This is a genomic window from Jatrophihabitans lederbergiae, assembly GCF_031845305.1.
Taxonomy (GTDB): domain Bacteria; phylum Actinomycetota; class Actinomycetes; order Mycobacteriales; family Jatrophihabitantaceae; genus Jatrophihabitans_A; species Jatrophihabitans_A lederbergiae.
The window spans coordinates 52,835-75,022 of record NZ_JAVREH010000017.1; the positions used below are offsets into that span (position 1 = coordinate 52,835).

The window sequence follows — 22,188 nt, forward strand, 5'->3', positions numbered from 1 at the left end:
GCCCGGCACCGCCGGTCACGACGGCTCAGTAACGCTCGCCGGGTGGTGACCCAGTCAGTAACCCTCCGCCGGTGCCGACATCATGGCGAAGGAGGCTCCCTGGGTGTCGGTCACAATGGCCATCCGTCCCTGCGGGGTGTCCCAGGGAGGCCGGATCACGCTGCCACCGAGGCGGACAGCCTGATCGACTGCCTGGTCGGTGTCCTCGACGGCGAAGTAGACCGACCAGTGCGCGCCGGTCGCATCAGCGGATTCCGCTATCTCGCCGAGGCCACCGGCCACCCGGCCCTCGACCTGAAACGTCGCGTACTTGAACGTCTCGTCGGACATGTCGTCGTAGTCCCAGCCGAAGACCTTCTGGTAAAACCCCTTGTTGACAACCCAGTCGGTGCTCATGTTCTCGGTCCAGATCACCGTGCCGGGCTCGTTGGCGATGGTGTAACCAGTGTGCTTGCCGGCCTGCCACAGCCCGAACATCGCGCCTGCCGGATCGGTGGCCAGCGCCATCTTTCCGAGGTCCGCGACGTCCATCGGGTCCGCCACGACATTCCCACCGCTGGCGGTGACCTTCGCGGCGACGCCGTCGATGTCGGCGACGGCGAAATAGGTGGTCCAGGCGGCGGGCTCGCCGGCCGTCATCTGCGGGGTGATCCCGGCTGCGTACCGGCCCTTCTTGAAGGCGTTGGAGTATCCGCCGAACTCGGGCGGCCCAGATTCCACGGACCAGTCGAACAGGCCCTCGTAGAAGAGCCTCGCGGAGTCGACGTCGCCGACGGCGACGTCCACCCAACAGGGGGTTCCGGGAGCCCAAGCAGTGTCGCGAGTGGACATGGTTGCTGCCTTTCGAGAGGAGGATTGCCTACCTCGCACAGGCTTCCACTCACCACTGACAAGTCCTAGCCAACCTCTGCCCAGTTCCAGCCAACGGCCACCAGCTGCTCGGCCGCAGAGAGCTCAGCTCCCGCGCACCTCCACACCCCGCCAGAACGCCACCCGATCGGCGATCTCGGCGGCAGCCGGCTTGGGTTCCGGGTAATACCAGGCCGCGTCCTCGTTGACCGCGCCGTCGACCTTCACCGAGTAGTACGACGCGGTGCCCTTCCACGGGCAGACGCTCGTCAGGTCGGACTCGACCAGCACGCCCTCGCGCACCGAATCCAGCGGAAAGTAATGGTTGTTCTCCACCACGACGGTGTCGTCACTCTCGGCGATGACCGTCCCGTTCCACACTGCTTGCATGCTCATACCATCCAGAATGCCACGCTGAGCACGCCGACCGGAATGCTGTGCCGGCAGGCCGACCGGAATGTCCTGTCGGCAGGCCGACCGGAATGTCCTGTCGGCAGGCCGACGTAAGGTTCTGCCGGTGTCCACGCCACCGCTGCCCATGCTGCACCCGCAGCCACCCTCGGCCGAGCGGCGGCTGAGCTGGCGGCAGCACCGACAGCTGCGCCACGAGCCGTACGGCCTTGAGATTGCCACGGTGCACGTCGACGGGCGTGAGGTGCGGTCGCTGTCGACCGGGGAGCGGACCGCCGCGCCCGAGCTGGTGTTCATCCCTGGCATGGGCTCCCCCGGCTACCTGGCCCCGTGGGCTCGCCAGAGCGCCGCGTGGACCCGCGCCACGATCCTGGACCTGCCTGGCTGGCACCATCGCCGGGCTCGCTCCTGTGCCCCGTCGCTGGACGGGGTCGCCGTGGCGACCGCACGGTGGCTGCAGGTCACCGGACGGACCGATGTCGTCCTGGTCGGACACTCGACCGGGTCCCAGTCCGCGCTGCGGGTCGCGCTGCTGGTGCCGGAGCGGCTGCGCGGGGTGGTGCTGGCCGGACCGACCTTCGAGCCCGGCACCCGGACGCTGGGCCGGGTGCTGCGGCGGTCCCCGACCCTCGTCCGCGAAGCGCCCGGCGAGGTTCCGGCCGTCCTGCCGTCCTACCTGCGCAGTGGCGGCCTGCCGCTGCTGCGCTTGCTGCTGGCGGCGTTGCCGGACCGGCCCGAGGATGTCATCGCCGACGTGCGGCCGCCGATGCTGGTGATGACCGGGCAGGACGACGGCTTCGCTCCACCGGACTGGGCACGGCGGCTGGCCACCCTGGCCGACGCGCCCTGCGTGGTGCTGCCCGGCGCACACAACTCCTGTTACCCCTTTCCGCTGCAGTCAGACGATGCGATCCGGCTGGCGGTGGCGGGCTGGACGGCGGACACCGCAGCCACGGTGAGCCTGGCGGATGGGTCACATCGCGGCGAGTTGCCGCTCAGCGCGGCCAGCACATACCTTCGACCAAACGCCGCAACCGGAAGCGAGATCGAGCGTGACTGAGGACAACCCTGCCCAGAACACCACCTTCGCCAGCAATGGCGGCCAGGCGCACGGCTACCTCGCGGTGCCGGCGAGCGGCAGCGGCCCGGGCGTGATCGTCATCCAGGAGTGGTGGGGCCTCACCGACCACATCGTCGACATCGCCGACCGGCTCGCGGCCGAGGGCTTCGTCGCGCTGGCACCGGACCTGTTCGGTGGCAAGACCACCCACGACTCCGACGAGGCCGGCAAGCTGATGTCCGAGCTGCCGGTCGACAAGGCGGCCCAGGACCTCGCCGGAGCGGTCGACTTCCTGCTCGACCACGAGGCTGTCACCTCGAGCAAGGTCGGCGCGGTCGGTTTCTGCATGGGCGGCGGCTTCGTGCTGATGCTGGCGACGCAGCAGGGCGACCGGATCGGCGCGGCCGTTGCGTTCTACGGGGTCGGTCCGGCGGTTCCGTCGCAGTACGCCGGGATCACCGCCGCCGTGCAGGGCCACTACGGCGAGCGGGACGACTTCTACCCCGTCGACGACGCCCGAGCGCTCGAAGGTCAGATCCGGGCCGACTCCGGCGCCGCCGTCGACGTCGAGTTCTTCTACTACCCCGCCGGGCACGCCTTCCACAACGAGGAGAACCTCCTCGGAACCTACGACCAGGACAGCGCCGAGCTCGCGTGGCAGCGCACCGTCGGCTTCCTGAAGTCCCGGTTGAGCTGATGCCCCAGCCGACCGAGGACGAGGCCGCTCAGCTCGCGGCCCACCGTGCCGAGCTCCGCGACCGATACCTCAAGCCGGCCGCCGAGCGGCCTGCCTCCACCGCACGAGGCATTCACCATGCCGCGCTGATCTGCAGCGACCCGGAGCGGACGATCGAGTTCTACCAGGGCCTGCTTGGATTTCCGCTGATCGAGCTGGTCGAGAACCGGGACTACCCCGGCTCGTCGCACTTCTTCTTCGACCTGGGCAACTCCACGCTGCTGGGCTTCTTCGATTTTCCCGGCCTCGGGCTGCAGCCGGGTCAGGAGTCGCTCGGGTCCGTGCAGCACATCGCCATCTCGGTAGCTCCGGAGCAGCACGCGATGCTCCGGGCGCGGCTGGACGAGCGGGGAATCCCCTACGTCGGTCCGGACCGGGGCATCGAGGAATCGCTCTACCTGCGTGACCCCGACGACATCCAGATCGAGCTGCTCAGCGATGACCTGATGTACTTCGGCGGCGAGTGGCTCGACGGTCGATGACCGGGCTGCCCCTGGGGTTCGGCCTGCCCGTGTCGGGCAGTTGGGCGACCGCGGCCAACCTGGTCACCGTCGCGCGAGCCGCCGAGAGCCTTGGTTACTCGTCCCTGTGGGCCTTCCAGCGGCTGCTGCACCCGGCCGAGGGCGACTGGGGCCCGGTCTACCACGCGGTGCAGGACCCGGTGGCCACGCTGGCGCACGTGGCCGCGATCACGTCGCGGCCGCGGCTGGGGGTGGCTGTTCTCAACGCGCCCTTCTACTCCCCCGTCCTGCTGGCCAAGCAACTCAACACACTCGACGAGCTGTCGGCCGGACGGCTGGACGTGGGCCTGGGCCTGGGCTGGGCGCCCGAGGAATTCACCGCCAGCGGGGTGCCGTACGAGCGTCGCGGCGCTCGTGTCGAGGAGTTCGTCAAGTGTTTGAAGGCGATCTGGACGTCTGACGTCGTCGAGTTCGAGGGTGAGTTCTACCGCATGCCAGCGTCGAGGGTGCTGCCCGGTCCGGTCCAGCAGCCACATCCACCGCTGCTGATGGGCGGTGGCGCCGAGCGCGCGCTGCGCCGCGTCGGGCGGATAGCCGACGGCTGGATCAGCGCCAGCCGACATGACCTGCGCGGCATCGGAGCCGACATCGACACCATCCGGGCCGCCGCCCATGAGGCCGGCCGCGATCCGGCCGGACTGAGATTCATCGTCCGTGGCGTGCTGAACCTGACGGACACCGCGGCGGGTGCGGACCGCAGGCCGCTGCACGGAAGCGCTGCCCAGATTCGCGACGACTTCGACCAGCTGCACGAGCAGGGAGTGACCGAGCTGTTCATCGACCTGAACTTCGACCCGTCGATCGGCTCTGTCGAGGCGGACCCGGCCGCGTCCATGCGCCGGGCGGAGCAGGTGCTCTCGACGTTCGCGCCAGGCGCATGAGTTCGCTGATCCTGTCGGCCCGCGATCTGGAGTTCCTGATCTTCGAGTGGCTCGATGCCGAGGCCCTGCTCGACAGGCCGAGGTTCGCCGAGCACTCGCGCGGCACCTTCGACGCGGTTCTGGAGCTCAGCGAGCAGATCGCGACCCGGCACTTCGCGACGCACAACAAGTTGGCCGACGCCTGCGAGCCTCGCCTCGTGGACGGCCGGGTGCGGTTGCCGGACGAGGTTGGCACCGCGCTGGCCGCCTTTGCCGCCGCGGGCCTGCTGGCGGGCTCCTACGACGCGGACCTGGGCGGCATGCAACTGCCCAACGTGATCGCCAAGGCCGCGCTCGCGTGGTTCCAGGCCGCGAACACCGCCACCTCCGCGTACCCGTTCCTGACCATGGCCAACGCCAACCTGCTCATCGCGCACGGCGGCAAGGAACTCATCGACACCTGGGTGCGGCCGATGATCGAGGGCCGGTTCTTCGGCACCATGTGCCTGTCCGAAGCCCAGGCAGGCTCGTCGCTGGCCGACATCACCACCCGGGCCGAGCCACAGCCGGATGGCAGCTACCGGCTGACCGGCAACAAGATGTGGATCTCCGCCGGCGAGCACGAGCTGTCGGAGAACATCGTGCATCTGGTGCTGGCGAAGATCCCCGGCGGCCCGGCCGGCGTCAAGGGCATCTCGCTCTTTCTCGTTCCGAAGATCCTGCTCACCGACGACGGGCGGCCTGGCGAGCGCAACGACGTCGTGCTGGCCGGGCTGAACCACAAGATGGGGTACCGGGCCACCACCAACACCCTGCTCAACTTCGGTGAGGGAGCCTTCGAGCCCGGCGGCCGGCCCGGCGCCGTCGGATACCTCGTGGGCGAACAGCACGCGGGCCTGTCGTACATGTTCCACATGATGAACGAGGCCCGGATCGGGGTCGGCCTCGGCGCGACCGCGCTGGGCTACACCGGCTACCTGCACTCGCTGGACCACGCGCGCACCCGACTGCAGGGCCGACCGCCCGGCGACCGCAGGCCCGAGCAGCCGCAGGTTCCGATCATCGAGCACGCCGACGTCAAGCGGATGCTGCTGGCGCAGAAGTCCTACGTCGAGGGCGCGCTCGGCCTGGGGCTGTACTGCGCGCGGCTGGTGGACGAGGAGCAGACCAGCGAGAACGCCGACGCCAGGGCCGGCGCCGCCTTGTTGCTGGATGTGCTGACCCCGATCGCCAAGAGCTGGCCATCGCAGTGGTGCCTGGCGGCCAACGACCTCGCGATTCAGGTGCACGGCGGCTACGGCTACACCCGCGACTACAACGTCGAGCAGTTCTACCGCGACAACCGGCTCAACCCGATCCACGAGGGGACGCACGGCATCCAGGGCCTGGACCTGCTCGGACGCAAGGTCAGCATGCGCGGCGGCGCCGGCCTGGCCGCCCTCATCGGTGCCACGGTCGAGCGTGCCGGCCGCCGGCCCGGCGAGCTGTCCGACTTCGCGGCCGAGCTGGGGGCCGCGACAGACCGGGTGGTAGCGGTGACACGGCGGCTGTACGGGGGCAGGCGATCCGAGCGTGACGCTGGCCAACTCCTCGGTGTACCTGGAGGCTGTCGGGCACGTCGTGCTGGCGTGGATCTGGCTCGAGCAACTGCTGGCCGCCGGGAACGGCGAGGGCGCGTTCTACGAGGGCAAGCGACAGGCCGCCCGGTACTTCTTCCGGTGGGAGCTGCCGAAGACGGGTCCGCAGTTCGCGCTGCTGGAAAGCCTGGACACCACCACGAGGGACACCGACGAAGCCTGGTTCTAGGCGGTGACCGCTAATGAACTGGTTCAGTAGTTAAGTGCGGCGCCGAGCTCCCGATAGGGACAAGTGCTGGCATCCGGTCAGCGCCCGGCCGATTGGATCTGCATGTCATCGTCACTCGCCACCATCGCAGTCGGGTCCAGCCGGTCGAGACGGCTTGCCGCTCTGCTGGCTACCGGGGCGGTCGTCGCCGGGGCGCTGACCGCCACCGCGCCTCCGGTCTCGGCCGCAACCTCGACCGAGACGGCCGCGGCTGCGAGCGTCTTCGCACTGCTGAACTCCGAGCGCGCCGCCCACCACCTGCCCGCGCTGGGCTGGAGCACCGCCCTCGTCAGCAGCGCGCGCCGGCACAACGTAGCCATGGCGCAGGCGAACACCATGTCGCACCAGTTGCCGGGCGAGGCGGTCTTCAGCACCCGGATCAGCCAGGCCGGCGTGCCGTGGCACTCCGTGGCGGAAAACATCGGCTGGACCACCAACCGCACGTCGACCGGCGCCAACGGGCTCGAGACGGCGATGTACGACGAGGAGGCTCCCGACGACGGGCACCGGCAGAACATCCTGTCCACGTCCACCCGCTACGTCGGTATCGACACCCTGATCGACGCCGCCACCGGCAAGCTCTGGCTGACGCAGGACTTCGCCGACGTCGCCGGCCCCAGCAGTGCCGCACCGGCCACGCTCAGCGGGGCAAACCACAACCCGGGCGGGCACTACGACACCGCCACCGGCGTGTCCGGCCACCGGGTGAAGGTCACCGGCTGGGCGGTGGACCCGGACCGGCGGTCGCAGCCGCTGATGATCGCGGTGTATTACGACGGCCGATACGCCGGCCGCTATCACTCCACCATCACCCGTTCCGACGTCGCGGCGTCCCGGCACACCGGCCCGATGCAGGGCTTCAGCATCCTGGTACGCCTGCCGCTGGGCAGACACTCGGTGTGCACCTACCCGATGAACATCCTGGCCGGAAACGCCAACCCCAGGCTCGGGTGCAAGGTCGTCACGATCTCCTGACCGCGAGCGATCTCTCGCCGTCACGTCTCTCGAGGTGAATCTCTCGGGGGCAGGAGTCGACCAAGGTCAGCCGCCGCTTTGATTCAGCCGCCGACCAGGGCCCGGGCCGCCCTCAGCACCGTCGCTTCGTCGAGCAGCACCGAGCGCGCGGCGTCGCCCAGCGGGATGAAGCTGTCGGCGCTGTTCACCCGGCTGATCGTGCCGCGGAAGCCGCCGTCGACCAGCGCGGCGATGATCCCCTCCGACACGCCACCCGAGCGCCTGGTCTCGTCCACGATCAGCACCTGCCCGCTGGCCGCGGCCTCTCGCAGGATGTCCTTGACCGGAAGTGGCGAGAGCCACCGCAGGTCGACGACCCGGCTGGACACGCCATCGGCCGCCAGCGTGTGCGCCACCCGCAGGCTCATCGGGACGCCGTTGCCGAACGTCAGGATGGTCAGGTCCGAGCCGTCACCCTGGCCGGTCACCCAGCGCCGAGCGCGGCCGATCGGGATGTGCCGCTCGGCCCAGCTGTCCGGCCCGGCGTAGGGCGCGAGCCAGCCACCGTCCCCTTCGGAGTGCAGGTCTCGCCGGTGGTACAGGGCGATCGGCTCCAGAAAGACACTCACCGTGCCGTCGGTGACGGCGGCGGCAAGCAGGGTGCGCAGCATAGCCGGGGCGTCGGAGGGGTGGGAGGGAACCGCGACCACCAGGCCGGGGATGTCGCGCAGGACCGACACCGAGTTGTCGTTGTGGAAGTGGCCGCCGAACCCCTTCTGGTATCCGAGCCCCGCTATCCGCACCACCATCGGGTTGCGGTACTGGCCCTGGGAGAAGAACTGCAGGGTCGCCGCCTCACCGCGCAGCTGGTCCTCGGCGTTGTGCAGGTACGCCAGATACTGGATCTCCGGAATCGGCAGGAACCCCGCAAGCGCCGACCCGAGTCCGACGCCCAGAACGGCCTGCTCGTCGAGGATCGTGTCGAACACCCGGGCCACCCCGAAGCTCTTACGCAGGCCCCGGGTCACCCCGTACACACCGCCCTTGAGCGAGACGTCCTCGCCGAACAGCAGCGTCTGCGGCCGGCGCGCCAGCTCGTCGTGCAGCGCGCGGTTGATCGACTGTGCCAATGTGAGCGGGGGCTCGTCCTCGGGCAACTTGGCGCTGAAGACGGTCTGCCGGTCCGCCGCGGCCGGCGCCGTAACCGCCTCGGCCACCTTGACGCGGTCGCGCGGGGCGAGCGGGGCCATGATCGCGTCGGCGGAGCCCAGCTGTGGCTCCGCCATCGCCGCGACCGCCACCGAGCGCACCCTCTTCCGGACCGCCTCGTACCGCTGCAGCAGCTCGGCGCCGTCCGCCGCCCCGGCGTCGGCCAGCAGCTGGGCGGTGACCAGCAGCGGGTCCCTGGCGTAATCGGCGGTGATCTCGGCCGGCGTCCGGTAGGCCACCTCGGCGTCGGAGCCGGCGTGACCGAGGAACCGAACCGTACGCAGGTGCAGGAACGCGGGCTTGCGGGTCGTCCGGACGAAGTGGGCCGCCTGCTCGGCCGCGTCATAGACGTCGGCCAGGTCGCAGCCGTTCACCGCAATGTACTTCAGGCCCGGACGGGTCGCGAAGCGCTCGGCAATCCAGCCGGACGGCGTTCTGGTGCTGATTCCGATGCCGTTGTCCTCGCACACCATCAGGACGGGCATCGGCAGGCCTTGATAGACGGTGTTGGACGCGGTGTTGAACGCGCCGACCAGGGTGGAGTGGTTGACCGAGGCGTCCCCGAAGCTGGTGACCACGATGGCGTCGCGGGACCAGGGCGTCTGCACTCCGGTTCGGCGCGCGCGGTCCAGGGAGTACGCCAGGCCGACGGCCCGGGGCAGGTGTGAAGCAATGGTGGACGTTTGCGGGATGACCGCCAGGTCGGCGTTGCCGAACACCTTGTGCCGGCCGCCCGCGATCGGCTCGCCGGTGGCCGCGGCGACGCCGAACAGGATGTCGCGCACCGGATCGTGCCCTGGCTTCTGGCGGGAGCGGGCGCAGTAGAAACCGCCCGAACGGTAATGCAGCAGTGCCGGGTCGTCCGGGCGCAGCGCCGCCGCGACGCCCGCGTTGCCCTCATGGCCCGAGGACGAGATGGTGTAGAAACCCCGGCCCCGTGACTGCATCCAGATCGCCGCCAGGTCGGCGTGCCGGGACTCGCACTGGGCCGTGAACAGCTCCAGCGCCCGCTGCACGCTCAGGGCGCTGCCGGCCCGGACCGGGGCGGTCAGCGCCCGGGCCGGTCCACGCTCCAGCAGGCCGACCTCGTCGCGGAAATGCTCGTCCAGGGCATGAAGTTCGTCAGGCACCCGCCCATCTAACCCTGCCGGCTCGGCAAGTGGCCGTCTTCCGCAGCGCACCCATGTCCCGTCGCCTCGGCCACGTACGGCTTCGTCCGGTTCATCGGCGGTGGCCTGGCGCCTTTCGCGGCCGGCAAGCTGGTGGAGCACTACAACGCGCACGTGCCGAACTCGACCGGATCGAGCGCGAGGACGAGCTGGAGATCGGCGCGGCGCTCGGCAACGTCGACTGAGCGGGTGAACCGTGCCTCAGGCGAACAGTGGCGGGAGCGCGAAGAGCATCACCATGGACCAGGTGATGTGGGTGAGGATCGAGGCCAGCACACCGCCGGACGCCCTGCGTTGCAGGCCTAGCACCAGCCCCAGCGTGGCGGCGGCGAACACCAGCATCGGATTGCCGGTGGCGACGGTGACGAGCGCGTAGATGACGGTCGACAGCACTACCGGACGGCGGCTGCCGATGGCCGCGAACAGGGCACCGCGAAAGAAGATCTCTTCGGCCACGCCGTTCACCAGCGTGATCAGGGCGAGCAGCGGCAGTGACCCGTACCGGGCATGTGCCAGCACGTTCTCGGTGAAGTCGCGCAGCGGCGGGATCTCACGGACCACCAGGGCGCCGGCCACGAAGACCGCGGCGGCGACCAGTCCGATCGCGATCGGCGTGCGTACCGGCCTGCGCAGGGTGCCCCGGAACGCGATCCGGCCCAGGTGCAACGGCCCGGAAGCGAACCCGCCGATCACCCATACCGCCGCCAGGCCGCCCGTCAGCGGATAGAACGCCGAGGACTGCGGACGCACCGCCAGCGAGATGCCGAGCAGCACCGCGCCTGCCACCAGCGCGATTGCAGCGACGATCCTGCGACGGCGGAATGCCCCGTCCGGCTCGATGTGGTTCCGCGGCACCTTGTCGACCAGCGCGGGCCGCAGCACGTCCGCTGCCATCCGGGTGGCCCAGGAGGTCATCGGGCCTTGGACATGTCTGCCTCGGGATGCTGCTCGGCGGCCCGGTCAGCGAGCGCCGCCCGTACCGAGTCGTCATAGCCCAGGACGTCCCCGGGCACCAGGTCGCGGATCGTGGTGTCGCGCACCACCACCTCGGTGGTCATGGAGTCGACCAGGTTACGCGCGGTGGCGAGGTTGACGTCGGTGACCAGCGCCAGCCAGGCCGAGGACAACCGCGGTGTCAGAAGGGGAACGGCGACCACCGGCAGCGTCCGCTTGTTCTGGATCCGCGCCGCCCGGCGGAGCATGTCGATGTAGCGCAACACCTCCGGGCCGCCGATCTCATAGACCGCGCCCTCGGCCGCCGGGGCGTCCAGCACACCGACCAGGTAGCGCACCACGTCGGTCAGCGCGATCGGCTGGGTCCGGGTGCTCACCCAGCGCGGGGCGATCATCATCGGCAGGTGGTCCACGAGCTGCCGGGTGATCTCCCACGAGATGCCGCCGTGGCCGATCACCACCGCTGCCCGCAGCACCGTCACCGGCACGCCCGCTTCGGCCAGGCAGTGCTCGACCTCGCGCCGCGAGCGCAGGTGCGGCGAAAGCTGCTCGTCCTCGGCACCGAGGCCGCCGAGGTACACGATCCGGCGGACGCCCGCCCGCGCGGCTGCCGAGCCGAAGGACCGTGCCGCCGCGGCGTCCCTGGCCTCGAAGTCCGCGGAGTCCAGCGAGTGCACCAGGTAGTAGGCGACGTCGACGGCCGCCAGCGGCTCGGTCAGGCTGGCCTCGTCCGAGACGTCACCGGCGACCGGGGCGCCCGCGCCGGTGTAGCTATCCGGCCGCCGGGTCATCGCCCGGACGTGGTGCCCGGCATCGTCCAGCGCCTGGCACAGGTTCGAGCCGATGAACCCGGACGCCCCGGTCACCAGCACCTCGGTCTGGGTCATCCTTCGCTCCGATCGTCGGGGCCTGCGCTGTCCGGGCGGCAACCAGGCCGGTGACCGCTTGGTGACCCCGGACAGAGCCGATCCAGCAGCCGCATCTCACGCCGCGGCCGCAACGGCCACCCCTGGTCCGCGCACTCGACGTCGCGGGCCGGTCGCCTTGCCCGGTCAGCCATGAATGGCCGGCCGGCACTCGTGAGTACGTCGCAAGTCTCCCCCACCGACGTCCTGTCCGCTTGTTCGGATCCAGCGCTTCGGCACAGTGCCGGTTTCTACCGCCCGGACGGTCGCTATCCAACTTGCATAAATTAGATGAAGCCCTGCGCGCTCCACCGTCAAGGTGTGCCCGGCGCAAGCAACTGCATCGCGGACGACAGGTCGTGAGCCTGCCGCACCCCCGCCGGCAGCACCTCGCTGTCCCAGCCCGGGCCGCCGACCACCACCGCGCGAACGGTGCGCCCCATCGGCAACCGTGCCAGCTCGCTGCCCTCCTCGTCGTCCGCCGGCGGGCGCAGCTGGCGCCACACGAAAACCGCCACGGCCCCGGTCCGGCGGGTGGCGAGACCCACCGCGGCGCCCGGCAGCCGACCACCCATCAGCCGGGCGGGCAGGTGCCGCTCGGTCAGCGCGGCGGCAAGCACGTGCAGCGGCAAGGTGTGCTGGTCGGCCGAGCCGGACGCCAGTAGCACCGGACGGGCCGCCGCCGGCTTGGGCAGGAACGCCCGGTAGGCCCGCAGCGCCTCGACGGTGACCTCGCTGAGCAGGTGCTCGACCTCGATGGCGTCGCCGGACCGCGCCCAGCGGTGGCCCACCGCCCGGAAGACCGGGCGCAGTACGCCGTCCCAGGTGTGGGCGACGCCGTGGTGCACGAGCAGGTCACCGAGCTGCCCCGCGATCGAGTCGTCGTCCAGTCGGCTCGCCGCCCGGGCCAGGCCCCGGACCTGGTCCGACGCGCCGGGAACCGCCAGGACACGACCGCCGGGGCCACCTGAGCGGCGCCGGAGCCGAGGGCCGACAGCCGGTTCGATGCCGTCGGCCGACTGGTTTCCCGTCCCGGTCAGGTCGCTACCCTCGGCTTCTTCGGCTCCGCGTTCGCCCGCCGGCCGGCCGGCCCGCTCGGCCAGTGCCTCACGAGCTGCCGCGGCGGGGCTCAGCCCGGCGTCGAAGAGCTGCTGCATGCGCAGCAGCACGGCCAGGTCCGCCGCGGTGTAACGCCGGTGCCCCCCGCTGCTGCGCCCGGCCGGTCCGAGGCCGTACCTGCGCTCCCAGCTGCGCACGGTGGCGGGGGCGACACCGAGCCGGGCGGCAGCCGAGCCCACCGACAGCAGGTCCGAATCCGTTTCCATCTCTTTCGGCACGAGCCGATCATGCCCTGCCAGTGCTCACTTGCACAACTTCAGTAGGTACCTGGGGCTCAATCCGTGGTCTCCGTGACCTGGCTAGTGTTGCCGTTCAGCTCGAGCCAGGCTGTGCGTTGTCGATGAGCGATCGCTGCCGGCGCAGGAACGCCCGCTCCGCGGCGTTGGTGGTGACCGCCAGCGCGGTGTCGTAAGCAGCCACCGCCTCGGACGAGCGGCCCAGCCGTTGCAGCAGTTCCGCGCGAGCGGCATGGAACAGGTGGTAGCCGGTGAGCTCCAGGGGCTCCAGCACGGCCAGTGCCGCTTCCGCTCCCTGGACCTCCGCCAGCGCCACCGCCCGGTTCAACGCCACGACGGGGGTGGGAACCTGGGCGAGCAGCTGGTCGTAGAGGCGCAGGATCTGTTGCCAGTCGGTGTCGGCAGCGGTGGCCGCGTCCGTATGCACGGCGTTGATCGCCGCTTGCAGTTGATAGGGCCCCGGTTGGTTGCGCCGCAGGCACGCTCGAACCAGAGCGTGGCCTTCGGCGATCAGCCGGCGATCCCACCGCGACCGGTCCTGCTCAGCGAGCCGCACCAGCCGACCATCGGTGTCTGTCCGGGCGCCGCGACGCGCGTCCGTGAGCAGCAGCAGGGCCAGCAAGCCGGAGACCTCGGGCTCGTCCGGCATCAGCTCCACCAACAGCCGGGCGAGCCGGATGGCCTCGACGCACAGCTCACCGCGCACCAGACTGTCTCCGCTCGACGCGGCGTATCCCTCGTTGAACACGAGATAAACCACCGCTGTGACCGCGCGGAGCCGGTCGGGAAGCTCGACCTCGCTCGGAATCCGGTACGGGATGCCGGCGGCGGCTATCTTCCGCTTCGCGCGGACGATCCGCTGCGCCATCGTCGGCTCCGGGACGAGGAACGCGCGCGCGATCTCCGGAGTCTGCAGGCCCCCGAGCAGCCGCAAGGTCAGTGCCACCTGGGCGTCGTCGCTCAGGGCCGGATGACAGCAGGTGAAGATCAACCGCAGCCGATCATCGCTCACCGGGCCCATCGGCTCCGGCTCGTCGGCGGCACGCAACAGCTGGGCCTGGCTATGGCGCTCACCACGGGTTGCCTCCCGTCGCAGCCGGTCGATGGCCCGGTTGCGGGCCGTGGTGGTGATCCATCCGCCAGGATTGGGTGGCGTACCTTCCTGCGGCCAGCGGGTCAGGGCGAGGACGAAGGCGTCTTGAACCGCCTCCTCGGCGAGGTCGATGTCGCCGAGAGAGCGGATCAGGGTGGCCACGCACCGGCCGTACTCGTCCCGGAAGATGCCCTCCACCATCCCCTTCCGGCAGCCGTGGTCGGCCGCATCGCGCACGCTCACTCGTCCTGGAAGGGCCGCACCTCGACCGGTCCGCGGCATGCCGTCGACGCCTTCGCGGCCAGCGCCAGCGCCGCGTCCAGGTCAGGTGCGGTGACGACCCAGAACCCGCCGATCTGCTCCTTGGACTCGGCAAACGGCCCGTCGGTGGTGGTCACCCGACCGCCCTCGGTCCGTACCACCGTGGCCGTCTCGGGCTCGTGCAGGCCGCCGGCGAACACCCAGTTGCCGTCGGCCCGTAACTGGGCGTTGAACGCCTCGACATCGGCGTACATCCGCTGCATCACCTCCGGCGCGGGCGGCTCCTCGCCCTCGACCATGTGGACCGACATCAGATACTGCGTCATGGCGCGCTCCCCTCCTCAGGTCCGGCCCGGTTGGCCGTTCCCTTATTGCTACTACGAACGGCGGAGGCCGGAATCGACATCCGGTCGGCAGACCAGAAGTCGATCAGCGGGAGCGGTGCGCCGAATACAGGTGACTGTCCGGAAAGCCCTCGGCCGCAAGCACGGTGCCCACCACGATGACGGCCGTCCGCCGGACCCCGGACCCGGCGACCTGCTCGGCGATGTCGCTCAGGCTCCCCCGCAGAATCACCTCGTCCTCCCGGCTCGCGTAGGCCACCACGGCGACGGGGCAGTCCGGCCCGTAGTGCGGCAGCAGGTCAGCGACCACCGCGTCCATCCGCTGCACCGACAGATGCAGCACCAGTGTGGCGCGCAGTGCCCCGAGCCGGCTGAGCTCCTCCCCCTCGGGCATGGCGGTCGCCCGCTCGGCGGTGCGGCTCAGCACGACCGTTTGCCCCACGCCGGGAACGGTCAACTCGCGTTTCAGCGCGGCCGCCGCTGCCGCGAAGGCCGGCACGCCAGGCGTGATGTCGTAGGGCACACCGGCCTCGTCCAGTCGGCGCAGCTGTTCCGCGACCGCGCTGAAAATGGACGGGTCGCCGCTGCACAGCCGGGCCACGTCCAGGCCGGCCCGATCGGCCTCGACCAGTTCCGCGACGATCTGGTCGAGCGTGAGGTCCGCCGTGTCGATGAGCTGCGCGCCGATCGGGCAGTGGCTCAGCACCTCGGCCGGAACCAGGCTGCCCGCGTACAGGCAGACCGGGGACGAGGCGAGTAACCGCTGTGCCCGCAAGGTGATCAGGTCCGCGGCACCCGGCCCGGCTCCGATGAAATGCACGGTCACGTCGCGTCCTGTTCGCTCGTTCGGGGTTTTACGCAGTTCCATTGGGTCACCGGCATCGCCGCGCGCCAGCCGGTGAAGCTTCCGACCGGGCCGGCGCGCTGGACGGCGATCCGGGTAAGGGTTCCTCCCACGCGGCGGTGCCATTGCGCGAGCATCACCTCGGTCTCGACGGTCACGCCGTTGGCCACCAGTCGGCCACCGGGTGGCAGCGCGTCCCAGCACGCGTCCAGCACGCCGTCGACACTCACCGCCCCGCCGACGAATACCGCGTCAGGTACCGGCAAATCGCCGAGCGCCTCCGGCGCTGATCCCGCCACGATCCGCAGACCGGGCACCCCGAGGGCGCTGGCGTTCGCAGCGATCAGACGAAGCCGATCGGGACGGGGCTCCACCGCGATGGCGCGGCACGCCGGGTGGCTGCGCATCCACTCGATGCCTACGCTGCCCGAACCGGCACCCACATCCCACAGCAACTGGCCGGGCAGCGGTGCCAGCGCGGCCAGGGTCAGCGCGCGAATCTCGTACTTGGTGAGCTGGCCGTCCTGCTGAAACGCCGAGTCGGGCAGGCCCGCCAGCCGGGACCACGAGGGCGCGCCGTACGCGGCCCGGAACTCGATCGCCAGCACGGACAGCGGATCGATCGGCTCAGCAGGCTCAGCCATCCAAGCATCGGCCGTCGTACGCAGTGTCGCCTCGGCCGCCCCGCCGAGCTGGGACAGCACCGTCAGCACGCTGTTCCCGAAGCCCCGGTCCCGCAGTAAGCCCACGATGGCGTCGGCGTCGGCGGCTGTGCCGAGCAGTACCAGAGCGCGGTGCCCGTCCTGCACGATCCGGTGCACGCCTGCGACCGGGCGCCCCACCACGCTGACAACCTCGGTGTCCTCCAGCGGCCAGCCGAGCCGCGCGCACGCCAGCGATACCGACGACACCTGCGGCAACACGGCGATCGCCTCGGGGCCCAGCAACCTCGCCAGGGTCGCTCCCACGCCGAAGAACATCGGGTCGCCGCTGGCCAGCACGACGCGGCGTTTGCCCTCGTGCTCGTTCAGCAGCCCGGGCAGGGCAGGCACCATCGGCGCGGGCCAAGCCAGCCGGTCCGCGGGAACGGAGCGCGGAAGCAGATCCAGCTGACGCTGTCCGCCGAACACCACGTCCGCTTCGACCAGCGCGTGCCGGGCCGCGGGGCTGAGCCCCTGCCAGCCGTCCAGACCGATGCCGACCACGACGATGCGGGAGCCGCCGGGGTCATCGGGAGGGAGCGGAAGGGCCACACCGTGCAGTCTGCCTCAGCCGATGCGTCCGAGAGAAGCGGCTCGGACACCGGCAACTAGGCGGTGGCCAGCAGTCGTGCGGGGTTTGCTCGCATCATGGTGTCCACCTGCTGTTCGGTGACGCCCCGTTCCAGCAGCATTGCGGTGAAGGTGCCACCGAGATAGCTGTAGCCCGACTGGCCGTGAGTGCCCGGATTGAGGTAGACCTCCGCGCCGGTCAGGTCCTGCGCGAGCAGGATCTGATCGACATGGCCCTCTTGCACCAGCGCGGCGATCCGAGCTGCCCTGGTGGAGTCGGACTGATGGTAGGCCAGTTTCACGAACTCGCCGTCGGGGCGATTCGCCGGCTCCGGTTCCAAGAAGAAGTCCCAGTTCTGCTTTCCGATGGTGTCGAACGCAAGGCTCACCCCGGTGCGGGCAACCTCGCGCACGTAATCCAGGGATGGGTGAGTGTCCATGTGGCCGATCACGACCCTGCTGAGGTCAGCGCGCTCCTGGCGCAGGATGTCGATCTGCTCGAGCGCCATCGAGCCGTGCGTGGTGTGCGTCGTGAGGCCGAGGCCCGATTCGCGCTGGGCTCGGATGGCCGCTCGCAGGCACTTCTCCTCATGAGCGGTGATCTGATCGAGGCTGGTTGCCTGCTCGCCGAAGACACCCGCCCGGACGCCGGAGGCGCCGATACCGTCGACGGCGTCACGGAGGAACCGCTCGGTCATCGACTTCAGGTCCGCTTTGACGGCCCATCGGGGGCTGTATGCCTCGAGATACACGGCGGTTCCCGCCACGATGTGCAGGCTGGATTCCCGCGAGATACGCCGTAACAACGCCACGTTGTTTCCGTCCGCGTCGCGACCCACCACTCCGTACGGGCTCAGATCGACGACAGTGCCGATGCCGAGGGCGGCGAGTCCGCGCAGCGCCGACACTGCGAGGGCAACCAGTTCGTCCTCATCGCTGCTGCCGGGCCGCGGACCACCGGCGAGCCACGGACCGGGAGTCAGTGACAGCAGGTGCTCGTGATGCATGATCCGGCCCAGGTGCTCCGGCCGCACCGGCCCGAGTACCGTGTGCACCACACCCATCGTCATTCCTCCTGCTGAAGAACCTTGCTCGGAAAGGCGATTCAGCCCTCGAAAACGTGCCCCATCGCCGCCACCAAATGAGGCTTACGGGAACGGAGGTAGCCAAGGTAGCCCGCACCGAGAACCATCCACAGCACCAGCAGCCAGATAGCCAGGTTGTTCGGGTACGCCGGCATCGGATGGAGTTGACCGTAGATCGGCAGCAGCATGATCAGCGCCGTCAGCACCGGCAGCACCCCGTGCCGGATTGCGGAGAACTCGTCCGGGTATTCCTTGCGGTAGAAGCGGATCACGGCCAGGCTGATGAGGATGTAGATGACCACCATGCCCAACCCGAGCACGGTGCCGGCGAAGCCGTAGACGCCGTACGGACCGTACTTGAGCCCGACGAGCAGCGAGAACGCTACCGAGAAGAGCATGTACGCGCCCAACGCGTTGGCCGGAGTGTTGCGCGAGCTCGTGGAACCGAGCGCGCGCGGCAGGATGGATTCGCGCCCCATCGCGAAGATCACCCGGACAATGGCGTTGGAACCGGAGATCACATTGGCGAACTGGCTGGCCATCACGGTCAGCGTGAGGATCGCCGTCCCGCCCCAGAACTTCTGGGCCAGCGTGTTCCACGGGCTCGAATCCGCGGCGAAGTCAGCGCTCGACCCGAAACCGTTGGACGAGGCGAACGCCGTGAACACGTAGAACAATCCGATGACGATCACAGCGCTGAACAGGGCCATCGGGATCGTCCGCCGGGCGCTCTTGGCCTCCTCGCCCAACGTGGCGACCGACTCGAAGCCGATGAACATCAGGACTCCCCAGAGCATTCCGGTGCCCAGGCCGGACACCCCGTGCAGCGAGTTGCCGGGATTGAACGTCGCCAAGCTGACTCCACTGGCGCCGCCCTTGCCGAGAATGGTGGCAGCCAGGCCGAGAACGACCCCTACCTCGATCACCAGGAAGATCATCGCGGCCTTGGCCGAGTGCGAGACGCCAGAGGCGTTGATGGCCCAGACGATCGCCACGAAAGCCAGCGTGATGATTTCCCATGCGACATGCCAGCCGAACTGCGCCTTGAGAAAGTCTGAGCCGAACGCGCCGATGGCCGAGAACAGCATCGGCCCGACCATTCCGTAGGCGATGAGCAGCAACCAACCGGACAGGAATCCGCCACTCGGGCCGAAGCCATGCGTGTTGTAGGTATAGGCAAATCCTGCCGTCGGCAGCTTGCGCGCGAAGCCCGCGATGGTGTTGGCGACCAGCAGGCAGGCGATCATGGAGAGCAGGATCGCCAACGGCAGCGCCTTGCCCGCTCCACCGGCCGCCGGGGCGGTGTTGAAGGCGACGCTGGTGGCCGGCCCCATGAAGGCCATGCACATCACGACCGAGGTGCCCACCGACAAGGTGTCTCGCTTGAGAGATGTGCGCCTGCTCGGCGCGGTGGCTGTGGCGGTCATCGGGACATCCTTCGGAGGCGACTGATGAAACCTGATCGCAGTACGGGCATCACAGGTCCGCGGACTGCAGGCCGGTGATCATGGACACGAGCTCGTTCTTCTCGGTGGCGGCCGTCCGGCGCGTGCCGATCTGCTCACCGCGGCGCAGCACGGTGACGCGATCCGAGAGCCGCATGACCTGATCGAGGTTGTGGCTCACCAGCAGGATCGCGAGATTGCGCTCTCGCAGCCGACGGATCATCTCCTCCACCTTGGCGGTCTCACCCACTCCCAGAGCGGCTGTCGGCTCGTCCATCAGGATCAGGTTCTTGGCCCAATGGGTGGCCCGGCTGATGGCGACACCTTGGCGCTGGCCGCCGGACAGGTCCCGGATGATCGACCTGGCAGAGGGAATGCGGACGTCCAACTCGTCGACGAGCGCCTGCGTGTCGCGCGCCATCCGCTTCTTGTCCAGCCGGCGCAACGGCCCGGTCACCAGCTCCCGGCCGAGAAACATGTTCATGAACACCGGCTGATGGTCGGCGATCGCCAGGTCCTGGTGCACCACTTCGATACCGAGTTTGCGAGCCGCGCTGGCATCGGAGAGCTTGACCGGGCTTCCATCGAGAGCAATCTCGCCGGAGGTCGGCTGGTAACTGCCCGACACCATCTTGATCAGCGTCGATTTGCCGGCACCGTTGTCACCGACCAGCGCGACCACCTCGCCGCGGCTGACCTCCAGGCTGAAGTCCTGGATAGCGACGACGCCACCGAACTCCTTGCGAATGTTGCGCAGTCCCAAGGCCGGGGCGCCTGCTGGACCTGCCGCGGACTTCCCGGACATGGGCGCTTCGACTAGTTCGGCCATGTGGTCGCCGTCCCATCCGCGGACCAGATGCCCGCTACCTCCGGACGTCCGGTGGACGCCCCGCGAATACCCGCGGTGTAGGCGCGGGTGACAAAAGCCTGAATCCGAAAGCCGAACACCACGCTGTCGCCTACCGCGACCGGCGGTGCCCCGCTGAGGTCCAACTGCCCGTAGTAGTCGATGGCTGCCGGTGGTGGCAGCGTCGCCGGCACCAGGCCGGCGGATGCCGCCTCCCTGCCGACCATGGCACGCACCTGATAGGGCGCGATCACGGGGTCGACGTACATCCCACCGCCGAAGCAGTACGCGCGGCCGTCGTGGAGGTGGCTGACCTCGCTGACGTAGCAGACCGCCGGCAGCTCGGGGAGATCCTCCACGGCGTGCCACGGGGTCGTGCCGGTCAACGCGTGTCCGGGCTCGACCTGGGTGACCCCGGCGTCGGCCAGCGCGGTCAGCGCGGCGGTCGACGTCGTGCCCGGGCCGTTGACCTGCACGTCCGTCCGTCCAGCCGCGCGCAATGCCGCGACCGCCTTCTCCAGCGTGGCGAGGTTGTGGGTGGGGCGAACCCGCTGCCGTTCCCGGTCGAACAGCAAGGCGGGAAAGGTGGTGATGCCGGCGAACCGGGCGGAGCGCAGGGAGTCCAGTCGATCGGCGACCGAGACGATGTCAGCCGCGGCGAAGCCACCCTCATGGCCGGAGTAGAACTCGTCACCGTCGGCCCTGATCCTTGCCAGCAGCGGCTGCTCGTAGCCCACCGCGGCAGCCGCCGCAGCAGCCTCGTCGGCCTTCTCGTTCGCGAAGACCGTCCAGTACCAGGGCCTCATCGCCGCCGCGGCAGCCGCCTCCGCACGTGGCACCTGCACCAGATGGCCCAGGTGACCCAACCGCATTCCGGCGCGCACCGTGGCTCGGGCGCATTCCATGTCGACTGCCACGCTCGCCGAAATGCCGCCCTGGGTCACCGCGGCGCAGAAGTCGGGATTGCGCCCCACCTGCTTGGTCATCGCGAGCGCGGTCAGGCCCAGCCGAGAGGCCTCCGCCGAGATTGCACCGGCATTTGCGGTCACCGCGTCGAGATCGATTGCGTAGCAATTGGCCGGCAGGCTTCCCGCTTGGTGCAGGGTGATCGCCGCGTCCACCAGGGCGGGATTGCGGCGGCGTAGCAGGTCCAGGAACATCTCGACGTCCTTTCGGGTCAGGACTTGTCTTCGCGCAACGTGAGCGCAACGGCAATCAGGATTATCAGGCCCCGGGCGATCTGCTGCTCGGCGTCGGTGAGCCCGGCGAGGATGAGGCCGTTGTTCAGCATGCCGAGGACCAGCGATCCGATGAGGGCGCCGAACACGGTGCCCTTGCCGCCGAACAGGCGGGTGCCGCCGATCACCACCGCGGCGATGACCGTGAGCAGGTCCGAACTGCCCAGCGTGTACGTCGCCCCGTGCAGCCGCCCGGTGTAAAGCATCCCTGCCACCGCCGCACAGGCACCGCTGGCGACCAGCACACCGACCTTGATGCGGTCAACCCGGATACCGGAGACCCGCGCCGCCCGGACGTTGTCCCCCGCGGCGAGCACGTGCGCACCAGTTCGGGTGTGCCGATATATGTAGTGCCCGGCCACCACGAACAGCGCCGACCACAGGATCAGGGTCGACACGCCGGCCACGCTGCCCGAGCCGAAGAGGCCGTTGAAGCTGACATCGATGGAGGGCACCGCCTGCAGTTGCGTGATTCGCTGGCTCAGGCCCGCGCACAGCCCCATCATTCCCAACGTCACCAGGAACGACGGCAACCGCAGCCTGGTGACGAGAAGGCCGTTGACCAGTCCGACGACGATGCCGGTTGCCAATCCGGCTGAGATGCCCGCGAGCAGCCCGTGGTCGCGCAACTGCACAGCGGACACGAGCGCGGACAGCGCCACCACCGACCCGATGGACAGGTCGATCTCACCGGTACTCAGCACGAAGACCGACCCGACGGCCATCACGGTGATGGGGGCCGTCTGGAGGAGGATGTTGAGGAGATTCTGCTTGTCCAGAAAGCCGTCCCCGTGCAGGGTCAGCGCCATCACGGCGAAGATCAGTACGAATCCGACGTACACGATGTAGGTGCTCGGGTCGGTGTGCCGGAGCCGGAGTGCCAGACTCCGGTGCTGCTCGGGTGCGATCGCTTCGGCGGTGCTCGTCATGGT

21 protein-coding genes and 1 pseudogene are annotated in these 22,188 nt (G+C 69.5%); 7 read left to right on the plus strand and 15 right to left on the minus strand.

Annotated elements, in window-relative coordinates; translation table 11 throughout:
* Window positions 1-54: 54 nt before the first annotated feature.
* Both RM423_RS13470 and RM423_RS13475 read right to left on the minus strand, forming a co-directional pair.
* Window positions 55-831 (minus strand): VOC family protein, encoded by a 777-nt coding sequence (locus RM423_RS13470; RefSeq protein ID WP_311423552.1) that lies wholly within the window; start codon window positions 829-831, stop codon window positions 55-57.
* A gap of 123 nt (window positions 832-954) precedes the next feature.
* Window positions 955-1,239, minus strand: a complete 285-nt coding sequence (locus RM423_RS13475; protein ID WP_396327714.1) for a DUF427 domain-containing protein — start codon at window positions 1,237-1,239, stop codon at window positions 955-957.
* 127 nt (window positions 1,240-1,366) lie between these two features.
* On the opposite strand from RM423_RS13475, the gene RM423_RS13480 reads away from it, so the two are divergent.
* From RM423_RS13480 to RM423_RS13505, 6 genes and pseudogenes are all read left to right on the plus strand, one after another.
* Window positions 1,367-2,320, plus strand: a complete 954-nt coding sequence (locus RM423_RS13480; protein ID WP_311423554.1) for an alpha/beta fold hydrolase — start codon at window positions 1,367-1,369, stop codon at window positions 2,318-2,320.
* Window positions 2,313-3,017, plus strand: a complete 705-nt coding sequence (locus RM423_RS13485) for a dienelactone hydrolase family protein (RefSeq protein ID WP_311423555.1) — start codon at window positions 2,313-2,315, stop codon at window positions 3,015-3,017. The genes RM423_RS13480 and RM423_RS13485 overlap by 8 nt, the downstream gene beginning before the upstream one ends.
* The gene (locus RM423_RS13490; RefSeq protein ID WP_311423556.1) at window positions 3,017-3,538 is read left to right on the plus strand and encodes a VOC family protein; all 522 of its coding nucleotides are present in this window, start codon (window positions 3,017-3,019) and stop codon (window positions 3,536-3,538) included. Before RM423_RS13485 ends, RM423_RS13490 begins: the two co-directional genes overlap by 1 nt.
* Window positions 3,535-4,458, plus strand: a complete 924-nt coding sequence (locus RM423_RS13495) for a TIGR03619 family F420-dependent LLM class oxidoreductase (protein ID WP_311423557.1) — start codon at window positions 3,535-3,537, stop codon at window positions 4,456-4,458. Before RM423_RS13490 ends, RM423_RS13495 begins: the two co-directional genes overlap by 4 nt.
* Window positions 4,455-6,243, plus strand: a pseudogene (locus RM423_RS13500) (acyl-CoA dehydrogenase). The gene RM423_RS13495 and the pseudogene RM423_RS13500 overlap by 4 nt, the downstream one beginning before the upstream one ends.
* A 102-nt stretch (window positions 6,244-6,345) precedes the next feature.
* Complete coding sequence (locus RM423_RS13505; RefSeq protein ID WP_311423559.1) at window positions 6,346-7,257, plus strand: CAP domain-containing protein; 912 nt, start codon at window positions 6,346-6,348, stop codon at window positions 7,255-7,257.
* Between the two features lie 83 nt (window positions 7,258-7,340).
* Here RM423_RS13505 and RM423_RS13510 read toward each other — a convergent pair whose 3' ends face one another.
* Complete coding sequence (locus RM423_RS13510; protein ID WP_311423560.1) at window positions 7,341-9,575, minus strand: thiamine pyrophosphate-dependent enzyme; 2,235 nt, start codon at window positions 9,573-9,575, stop codon at window positions 7,341-7,343.
* A 53-nt stretch (window positions 9,576-9,628) separates the two neighbouring features.
* On the opposite strand from RM423_RS13510, the gene RM423_RS13515 reads away from it, so the two are divergent.
* The gene (locus RM423_RS13515) at window positions 9,629-9,799 is read left to right on the plus strand and encodes a hypothetical protein (protein WP_311423561.1); all 171 of its coding nucleotides are present in this window, start codon (window positions 9,629-9,631) and stop codon (window positions 9,797-9,799) included.
* Window positions 9,800-9,815: 16 nt separating this feature from the next.
* Here RM423_RS13515 and RM423_RS13520 read toward each other — a convergent pair whose 3' ends face one another.
* The 12 genes from RM423_RS13520 to RM423_RS13575 form a co-directional block, all read right to left on the minus strand.
* Window positions 9,816-10,529 carry a CPBP family intramembrane glutamic endopeptidase gene (locus RM423_RS13520; protein ID WP_311423562.1) on the minus strand — a complete coding sequence of 238 codons (714 nt, stop codon included), beginning with the start codon at window positions 10,527-10,529 and terminating at the stop codon, window positions 9,816-9,818.
* On the minus strand, window positions 10,526-11,455 hold the full coding sequence (locus RM423_RS13525) for an NAD(P)H-binding protein (RefSeq protein ID WP_311423563.1): 930 nt from the start codon (window positions 11,453-11,455) through the stop codon (window positions 10,526-10,528). The genes RM423_RS13520 and RM423_RS13525 overlap by 4 nt, the downstream gene beginning before the upstream one ends.
* 332 nt (window positions 11,456-11,787) lie before the next feature.
* The gene (locus RM423_RS13530) at window positions 11,788-12,810 is read right to left on the minus strand and encodes a MerR family transcriptional regulator (RefSeq protein WP_311423564.1); all 1,023 of its coding nucleotides are present in this window, start codon (window positions 12,808-12,810) and stop codon (window positions 11,788-11,790) included.
* Window positions 12,811-12,904: 94 nt separating this feature from the next.
* Window positions 12,905-14,122 (minus strand): RNA polymerase sigma factor, encoded by a 1,218-nt coding sequence (locus RM423_RS13535; protein ID WP_396327715.1) that lies wholly within the window; start codon window positions 14,120-14,122, stop codon window positions 12,905-12,907.
* 38 nt (window positions 14,123-14,160) lie between these two features.
* Window positions 14,161-14,508, minus strand: coding sequence for a YciI family protein (locus RM423_RS13540; RefSeq protein ID WP_311423566.1), 348 nt, complete (start codon window positions 14,506-14,508; stop codon window positions 14,161-14,163).
* Window positions 14,509-14,611: 103 nt separating this feature from the next.
* Window positions 14,612-15,352 (minus strand): precorrin-4 C(11)-methyltransferase, encoded by a 741-nt coding sequence (cobM, locus tag RM423_RS13545; protein WP_311423567.1) that lies wholly within the window; start codon window positions 15,350-15,352, stop codon window positions 14,612-14,614.
* Complete coding sequence (gene cbiE / locus RM423_RS13550; protein WP_311423568.1) at window positions 15,349-16,623, minus strand: precorrin-6y C5,15-methyltransferase (decarboxylating) subunit CbiE; 1,275 nt, start codon at window positions 16,621-16,623, stop codon at window positions 15,349-15,351. The genes cobM and cbiE overlap by 4 nt, the downstream gene beginning before the upstream one ends.
* Window positions 16,624-16,679: 56 nt before the next feature.
* Window positions 16,680-17,711, minus strand: coding sequence for a phosphotriesterase family protein (locus RM423_RS13555; protein ID WP_311423569.1), 1,032 nt, complete (start codon window positions 17,709-17,711; stop codon window positions 16,680-16,682).
* 35 nt (window positions 17,712-17,746) lie between these two features.
* Window positions 17,747-19,153, minus strand: a complete 1,407-nt coding sequence (locus RM423_RS13560; protein WP_311423570.1) for an APC family permease — start codon at window positions 19,151-19,153, stop codon at window positions 17,747-17,749.
* Window positions 19,154-19,202: 49 nt separating this feature from the next.
* Complete coding sequence (locus RM423_RS13565; RefSeq protein ID WP_311423571.1) at window positions 19,203-20,000, minus strand: ATP-binding cassette domain-containing protein; 798 nt, start codon at window positions 19,998-20,000, stop codon at window positions 19,203-19,205.
* The gene (locus tag RM423_RS13570) at window positions 19,988-21,178 is read right to left on the minus strand and encodes an alanine racemase (RefSeq protein ID WP_311423572.1); all 1,191 of its coding nucleotides are present in this window, start codon (window positions 21,176-21,178) and stop codon (window positions 19,988-19,990) included. Before RM423_RS13570 ends, RM423_RS13565 begins: the two co-directional genes overlap by 13 nt.
* Window positions 21,179-21,195: 17 nt before the next feature.
* The gene (locus RM423_RS13575) at window positions 21,196-22,185 is read right to left on the minus strand and encodes an ABC transporter permease (protein WP_311423573.1); all 990 of its coding nucleotides are present in this window, start codon (window positions 22,183-22,185) and stop codon (window positions 21,196-21,198) included.
* Window positions 22,186-22,188: the final 3 nt, after the last annotated feature.